Raw genomic sequence first — 6027 nt, forward strand, 5'->3', positions numbered from 1 at the left:
CGGCGGCGCCTGCTCCGGCCGCCAGGCCCGCTGCCCCGGCGGCGCGCGGGCCGGTCGCGGCCGAGGACGAGGTGCGCGAGGAACGCGTCAAGATGACCCGGCTGCGCCAGACCATCGCGCGCCGGCTCAAGGACGCCCAGAACACCGCGGCGATGCTCACCACCTTCAACGAGGTGGACATGCAGCCGGTCATGGAATTGCGGTCCCGCTACAAGGACCTGTTCGAGAAGAAGCACGGCGTCAAGCTCGGCTTCATGGGCTTCTTCACGCGGGCGGTGGTGCACGCGCTCAAGGAGATCCCCTCGGTCAATGCCGAGATCGACGGCGAGGAGATCGTCTACAAGAACTACGCCCATATCGGGGTGGCGGTGGGCACCGAAAGGGGCCTCGTGGTGCCGGTGGTGCGCGACGCCGACCAGCTGTCGATCGCCGGCATCGAAAAGGAGATCAACCGGCTGGGCAAGCTGGCGCGGGACGGCGCCCTCGCCATGGCGGACATGCAGGGCGGCACCTTCACCATCTCCAACGGTGGCGTCTACGGCTCGCTGATGAGCACGCCGATCCTCAATGCCCCGCAGTCGGGGATTCTGGGCATGCACAAGATCCAGGAGCGGCCCGTCGTCGTCGGCGGCCAGATCGTCATCCGCCCGATGATGTACCTGGCATTGAGCTATGACCACCGCATCGTCGACGGCAAGGAAGCGGTGACCTTCCTCGTGCGCGTCAAGGAGAGCCTCGAGGCACCCGAGCGCCTGGTGCTCGACCTCTGAGGGTCCGGACCGACCGGATTTGCGAAAGGCCCGCCCCCCAGGCGGGCCTTTTGCATTGTGCCGCCAAGCCGCTACACTGGCCCGGGGGAGGGACGCCATGCACGACAGGGTCCTCATCGTCACCGGCGGCAGCCGCGGCATCGGCGCCGCCACCTGCCTGCTCGCCGCCGAGCGCGGCTGGGGCGTCCTGGTCAACTATGCCGGCAATGTCGAGGCGGCCGAGGGCGTCTGCGCCCGCATCCACGCCGCGGGCGGGACCGCCGTCGCCGTCCGCGGCGACGTCAGCCGCGAGGAGGACGTCGAGCACGTCTTCCGCGCCGCCGACCGGCTGGGCCGGCTCGCCGGACTGGTCAACAATGCCGGTATCGTAGGCCCCGGCGCGCGCGTCGAGGAACTCGATGCCGAGCGCATCGGCCGCATCCTCGCCGTCAACGTCACCGGCTCGTTCCTGTGCGCCAGGGCCGCGATCAGGCGCATGTCGACGCGCCATGGCGGTGCCGGCGGGGCCATCGTCAACCTGAGTTCGGCGGCGGCCAAGCTGGGCGCCCCCGGCGTCTATGTCGACTACGCCGCAGCCAAGGGCGCCATCGACACCTTCACCGTTGGGCTCGCCCTCGAGGTCGCCGGCGAAGGCATCAGGGTCAACGCCGTGCGCCCGGGCATCATCGACACCGACATCCATGCCGCGGGCGGCGATCCGGGACGGGCGGCGCGGCTGGCCCCGAGCCTGCCCATGCCACGCGCCGGCACCGCCGAGGAGGTGGCGAGGGCCATCCTGTGGCTGCTCTCGGACGAGGCTTCCTACACCACCGGCAGCACCATTGCGGTGAGCGGCGGGCGGGCTGCGCTGCCGTAGCGCCGCCTCGCGCGGGAGGGGCGACAATCCGCCCGCGGAAGCATGCGAAAGTGTGCGTTTCGGCGGGCCCGGACCTCGACGGGGGCTTTCTTCCGGAAGCAGGCTGGGTTAACCCGTCAGCGGGGAACTTTTCCCGATGGCGGATCATTGCGGCGCGGAGACATCATGGCGGACACATTCGACCTCACGGTAATCGGCACGGGGCCGGGAGGCTACGTCGCCGCCATCCGGGCAGCGCAACTGGGCATGAAGGTGGCGGTGGTCGAGAAATGGACGACCTTCGGCGGCACCTGCCTCAACATCGGCTGCATCCCGTCCAAGGCGCTGCTGCACGCCTCCGAGCTGTATGAGGAGGCGGCCCACAGCTTCGGCAACCTGGGGATCGAGGTGACGCCCAAGCTCAACCTCGAGCGGATGCTGGCGCACAAGGACGACACCGTGACCGCCAACGTGTCGGGCGTCGAGTTCCTGTTCAAGAAGAACAAGATCACCGCCTTCCGCGGCGTCGGCTCGATCGCGGCGCCGGGGCGCGTGCTGGTGACGCCGGACAACGGCTCCGCCCAGGAAATCCAGACGAGGAACATCGTCATCGCCTCGGGCTCGGTGTCGGTCAATCTGCCGGGCATCGAGGTCGACGAGGACAGGATCGTCTCCTCCACCGGCGCCATCGCCTTCAAGCAGGTGCCCAAGCGGCTGCTGGTCATCGGCGCCGGCATCATCGGGCTTGAGCTCGGCTCGGTGTGGAACAGGCTGGGGGCCAAGGTGACGGTGGTCGAGTTCCTCGACCGCATCATCCCGGGCGTCGACAGCGAGGTGGCGCGGCAGATGCAGCGCCTGCTGCAGCGCCAGGGGCTGGAGTTCAAGCTCGCGACCAAGGTCAAGTCGATCGACAAGCAGGAGGACGGCACGCTGGTGGCGCGGCTGGAGCCGGCGGCGGGCGGCGACATGGCGCTGGCCGAGTTCGACGCGGCGCTGGTCGCGGTCGGGCGCAAGCCGTTCACCGAGGGGCTGGGGCTCGACGTGGTCGGGGTGGCGCTCGACGAGCGCGGCCGCATCCGCACCGACGCCCGCTACCAGACCAACGTCCCGGGCATCTACGCCATCGGCGACGTCGTCGCCGGGCCGATGCTGGCGCACAAGGCCGAGGACGAGGGCATCGCCGTGGCCGAGATCATCGCCGGCCAGGCCGGGCACGTGAACTACGCCGTCATCCCGTCGGTGATGTACACGAGCCCGGAGGTCGCCTGGGTCGGCAAGTCCGAGGACGAACTCAAGGCCGACGGCATCGACTACAAGGTGGGCAAGTTCCCGTTCACCGCCAACGGCCGCGCCAAGGCGATGCTGGCGACGCAGGGCTTCGTCAAGGTCCTCGCCGACGTCGCTACCGACCGCGTGCTGGGGGCCCAGATCGTCGCCAGGAACGCGGGCGAGATGATCCACGAGATCGCCGTGCTGATGGAGTTCTCGGGCTCGGCCGAGGATCTGGCGCGCACCACCCACGCCCACCCGACGCTGTCGGAGGCCATCCGCGAGGCGGCGCTGATGTGCGGGGACGGGGCCATACATATCTGATCTCGCCGGCCGGCCTCGGGTAATCGTGGATATCGTGGCATCAAGCCTAGCGGCGGCAATATCGGGCTCCATGGCCGCGACGCTACCGTTCGTGGGGCTCGTTGCCTCTCTGGCCGGCATGGTTCTTCGCTGATTTCGAAGCGACCCATTGCCCGCGCGCACGGGTCGCTTGACAAGTGACACTTGTCAGGCGACATTGTCGCCGTGATCGCCAGTTTTTCGGATCGGGCTCTCAAGCGTCTCTATGAGCGTGGGGATCGCTCGGGCGTTCGTCCCGACATGGTCGCCAAGATTGAACGCATCATCCAGCGCCTCGACGAGATCACCGCGCCCGAACAAATGGGTCTGCCCGGTTACAGGCTCCATCCGCTGAGCGGCGACCTCAGGGGGTTCTGGTCGGTGACGGTCAACGGCAACTGGCGCATCATCTTTCGCTTCGACGAGGGTCACGTTCATGACGTGCGACTCTTGGACTATCACTAGGAATTGCTGAGATGCCCATGCTGAACCCTCCCCATCCCGGCCAGGCGGTGCGCCTCGATTGCCTCGAACCGCTCGGCCTCACCGTCACCGAAGGCGCAAAGGTCCTCGGCATCAGCCGGCAGGCGCTGAACAATCTGGTAAATGGCAAGGCCGGGATCACGCCGGAAATGGCGATCCGCCTCGACAAGGCCTTTGGCGGGGGCGCCGAAACCTGGCTCCGGATGCAGATGAGCCATGACCTGGCGCTGGCCATGAGGAAGGCGGGGGCCATCAGGGTGAAGCGCTACGAGCCGAAGGCCGCGTAGGCGACGGCCCGAGCGTCCGGGTCCGTATCTTTGGCCGCGCCTGACCCCCAGCAGCGGGGCGGGGACGGGGCGATACATATCTGATCCGACCCTGCGCCGGGCCATGCGCCCGGCGCAGGGTTGCCATGCAAAGGCGCATGCGCCGGAACAGTGTGGGCGACGTACGATCAAAGATCGTACGGACCCCAGGCGGCCAGTGCAGGAGCGTGAACGAGCATGGAAGCAACTACCATCCACGGCACCGTCGCGGTGCTTTGTCCACCGGGCGGACCCAAGCTGGGCAGCGAGCAGGATGCGCTCGCCCTCAGGGGCGCGGGCGACGAGCAGGACGCCGGGTTGATCGTGGTGCCGGTCGGGCGCATGGCGCCGGAATTCTTCGTCCCGGAGAATGGCATGCTCGACGCGTTTGTGCACCGGCTGACGCGCGCCGGCCGTCGCGTCGCCTTCGTCGGCGATCTCGCCGACAGGATGGCGGGCAGCACGGCGCTCGCCGCGTATGTGCGCCGCTGCAATGCGGGCGGCGCCGTGCTGTTCGTGCGCACCCGGGAGGAGCTGGAAGCGCGGCTCGCCTAGCCTCGGCTGCGCGGGTGCGCCGCCCGGTAGCTGGCGAGCAGCCGCTCGCTGTCGACGGCGGTATAGAGCTGCGTGGTCGACAGCGAGGCGTGGCCGAGCAGTTCCTGGATGGCGCGCAGATCGCCGCCGCGGCCGAGCAAATGGGTGGCGAAGGAATGACGCAGGGCATGCGGGGTCGCCGAGGCCGGCAGTCCCAGCGCCGAACGCAGCTGGGCGAGGCGTAACTGGATCAGCCGGGGTGACAGCACTCCGCCCCTCACCCCGCGGAACAGTGGCTGGTCCCTGGCGGGCGCGAACGGGCACAGCCCGAGATAGTCGGCGACGGCGGCGCGTACCGGCGCAATGAGCGGCACCATGCGGGTCTTGCCGCCCTTGCCGGTGACGCGCAAGGAGTCGCCCTCGAGATCGGCACGGGTGAGGGCGAGGGCCTCGGAAATGCGCAGGCCGGCCCCGTAGCACAGGGTCAGCACGGCGACGTCGCGGGCGGCGACCCAGGGGCGCTCGTCCATCGCTCCGGCGGCGGCCACGGCCGCCTTCGCCTCGAGCACGGTCAGCGCCTTGGGCAGCGGCCGCGGCTGGCGCGGCGGCCGCACGACATTGAGCGCCTCGCTCGCCAGTACCCCCTCGCGCTCGAGGAAGCGGAAGAAGCTGCGGATGGCGGCGAGGGCGCGGGCCAGCGAGCGCGAGCCCAGATTGCCGGCGCGGCGCGCGGCCATGTAGGCGCGCAGGTCGGCGCCGCGCAACCCGGCGAGGGTGGCCAGCGACACCGGCCCGCCGGTGTGGGGGGCGAGAAAGGCGAGGAACTGGCCGAGGTCGCGCCGGTACGCCTCGAGCGTCCTGGGCGCAAGGCGGCGCACGGCGCCGAGGTCGCGCAGCCACAGGGCGAGCTGAGCGTCGACGTCGGCGTCGACCAGGAAGGCGGTAGCGGACATGACCCCAGCCTAGCGCCGCTCCGTTAGCGAAGTCTCACCGGCCAGCGCGGTCGCAGAATCAGCTTGCACCGCCTAGACTGCCATGAGAACAAAACGGGCACCCATGGAACACTCCCCCGACATCGTGGCGGTCATGGTGAGCGTCTCGGTGGAGGGGCCGTATTCCTACCGGGTGCCCGTCGGCATGCGCGTCGCCCGCGGCTCGATCGTGGCCGTGCCGCTGGTCGGGCGGCCGACGCTTGGGGTCGTCTGGGGGACGCCCAAGGACAATTTCGCCCACAACCGGCTCAAGGACATCGCCCACGTCTACGACGTGCCACTGCTGTCGGAGGAACTGCTGCAGACGGTCGACTGGGTCAGCCGCTACACGCTCGCGACGCCCGGCATGGTGCTGCGATCGGTGCTGCGCTCGGCCGAGGCGCTGGAGCCGGAGCGGCCCGTCGCCGCCTACCGCAGCACGGGCCACGAGCCGGAGCGCATGACCGGGCCGCGCCGCCGCGTGCTCGACGTCGTCGCCGACGGCCGCGCCTGGGCCA

At 69.6% G+C, this 6027-nt stretch carries 7 protein-coding genes and 1 pseudogene; 7 read left to right on the forward strand and 1 reads right to left on the reverse strand.

The annotated features are described in order from the left end of the window. The 6 genes from odhB to VGD93_RS06485 all read left to right on the forward strand — a co-directional run. Positions 1 to 770, forward strand: a 770-nt coding sequence (gene odhB, locus VGD93_RS06460) for a 2-oxoglutarate dehydrogenase complex dihydrolipoyllysine-residue succinyltransferase (RefSeq protein WP_395010367.1), incomplete at its 5' end; no start/stop codon positions are given. A 97-nt stretch (positions 771 to 867) separates the two neighbouring features. Further along, positions 868 to 1626, forward strand: a complete 759-nt coding sequence (locus VGD93_RS06465) for an SDR family oxidoreductase (RefSeq protein WP_395010369.1) — start codon at positions 868 to 870, stop codon at positions 1624 to 1626. Between the two features lie 165 nt (positions 1627 to 1791). Next, complete coding sequence (lpdA, locus tag VGD93_RS06470) at positions 1792 to 3198, forward strand: dihydrolipoyl dehydrogenase (RefSeq protein WP_395010371.1); 1407 nt, start codon at positions 1792 to 1794, stop codon at positions 3196 to 3198. A gap of 183 nt (positions 3199 to 3381) precedes the next feature. Continuing rightward, complete coding sequence (locus tag VGD93_RS06475; RefSeq protein ID WP_395010372.1) at positions 3382 to 3681, forward strand: type II toxin-antitoxin system RelE/ParE family toxin; 300 nt, start codon at positions 3382 to 3384, stop codon at positions 3679 to 3681. An 11-nt stretch (positions 3682 to 3692) separates the two neighbouring features. Further along, positions 3693 to 3986, forward strand: coding sequence for a HigA family addiction module antitoxin (locus VGD93_RS06480; protein ID WP_395010374.1), 294 nt, complete (start codon positions 3693 to 3695; stop codon positions 3984 to 3986). 216 nt (positions 3987 to 4202) lie between these two features. Further along, positions 4203 to 4559 (forward strand): DUF4180 domain-containing protein, encoded by a 357-nt coding sequence (locus VGD93_RS06485; RefSeq protein WP_395010376.1) that lies wholly within the window; start codon positions 4203 to 4205, stop codon positions 4557 to 4559. Here the strand turns inward: VGD93_RS06485 and VGD93_RS06490 are convergent. Next, positions 4556 to 5491, reverse strand: coding sequence for a tyrosine recombinase XerC (locus tag VGD93_RS06490; protein ID WP_395010378.1), 936 nt, complete (start codon positions 5489 to 5491; stop codon positions 4556 to 4558). The genes VGD93_RS06485 and VGD93_RS06490 overlap by 4 nt on opposite strands. Positions 5492 to 5594: 103 nt before the next feature. Between VGD93_RS06490 and VGD93_RS06495 the strand changes: the two are divergent. Continuing rightward, positions 5595 to 6027: pseudogene (locus VGD93_RS06495) on the forward strand (primosomal protein N'); the annotation flags it as partial.

The organism is Devosia sp. (genome assembly GCF_036406155.1).
Taxonomy (GTDB): Bacteria; Pseudomonadota; Alphaproteobacteria; order Rhizobiales; family Devosiaceae; genus Devosia_A.

What these genes read in the sequence shown, in the direction of transcription:
- VGD93_RS06465 (WP_395010369.1), top strand. Translation starts at nt 868, where the DNA reads ATGCACGACAGGGTCCTCATCGTCACCGGCGGCAGCCGCGGCATCGGC.
- lpdA (WP_395010371.1), top strand. Translation starts at nt 1,792, where the DNA reads ATGGCGGACACATTCGACCTCACGGTAATCGGCACGGGGCCGGGAGGC.
- VGD93_RS06480 (WP_395010374.1), top strand. Translation starts at nt 3,693, where the DNA reads ATGCCCATGCTGAACCCTCCCCATCCCGGCCAGGCGGTGCGCCTCGAT.
- VGD93_RS06485 (WP_395010376.1), top strand. Translation starts at nt 4,203, where the DNA reads ATGGAAGCAACTACCATCCACGGCACCGTCGCGGTGCTTTGTCCACCG.
- VGD93_RS06490 (WP_395010378.1), bottom strand. Translation starts at nt 5,491, where the DNA reads ATGTCCGCTACCGCCTTCCTGGTCGACGCCGACGTCGACGCTCAGCTC.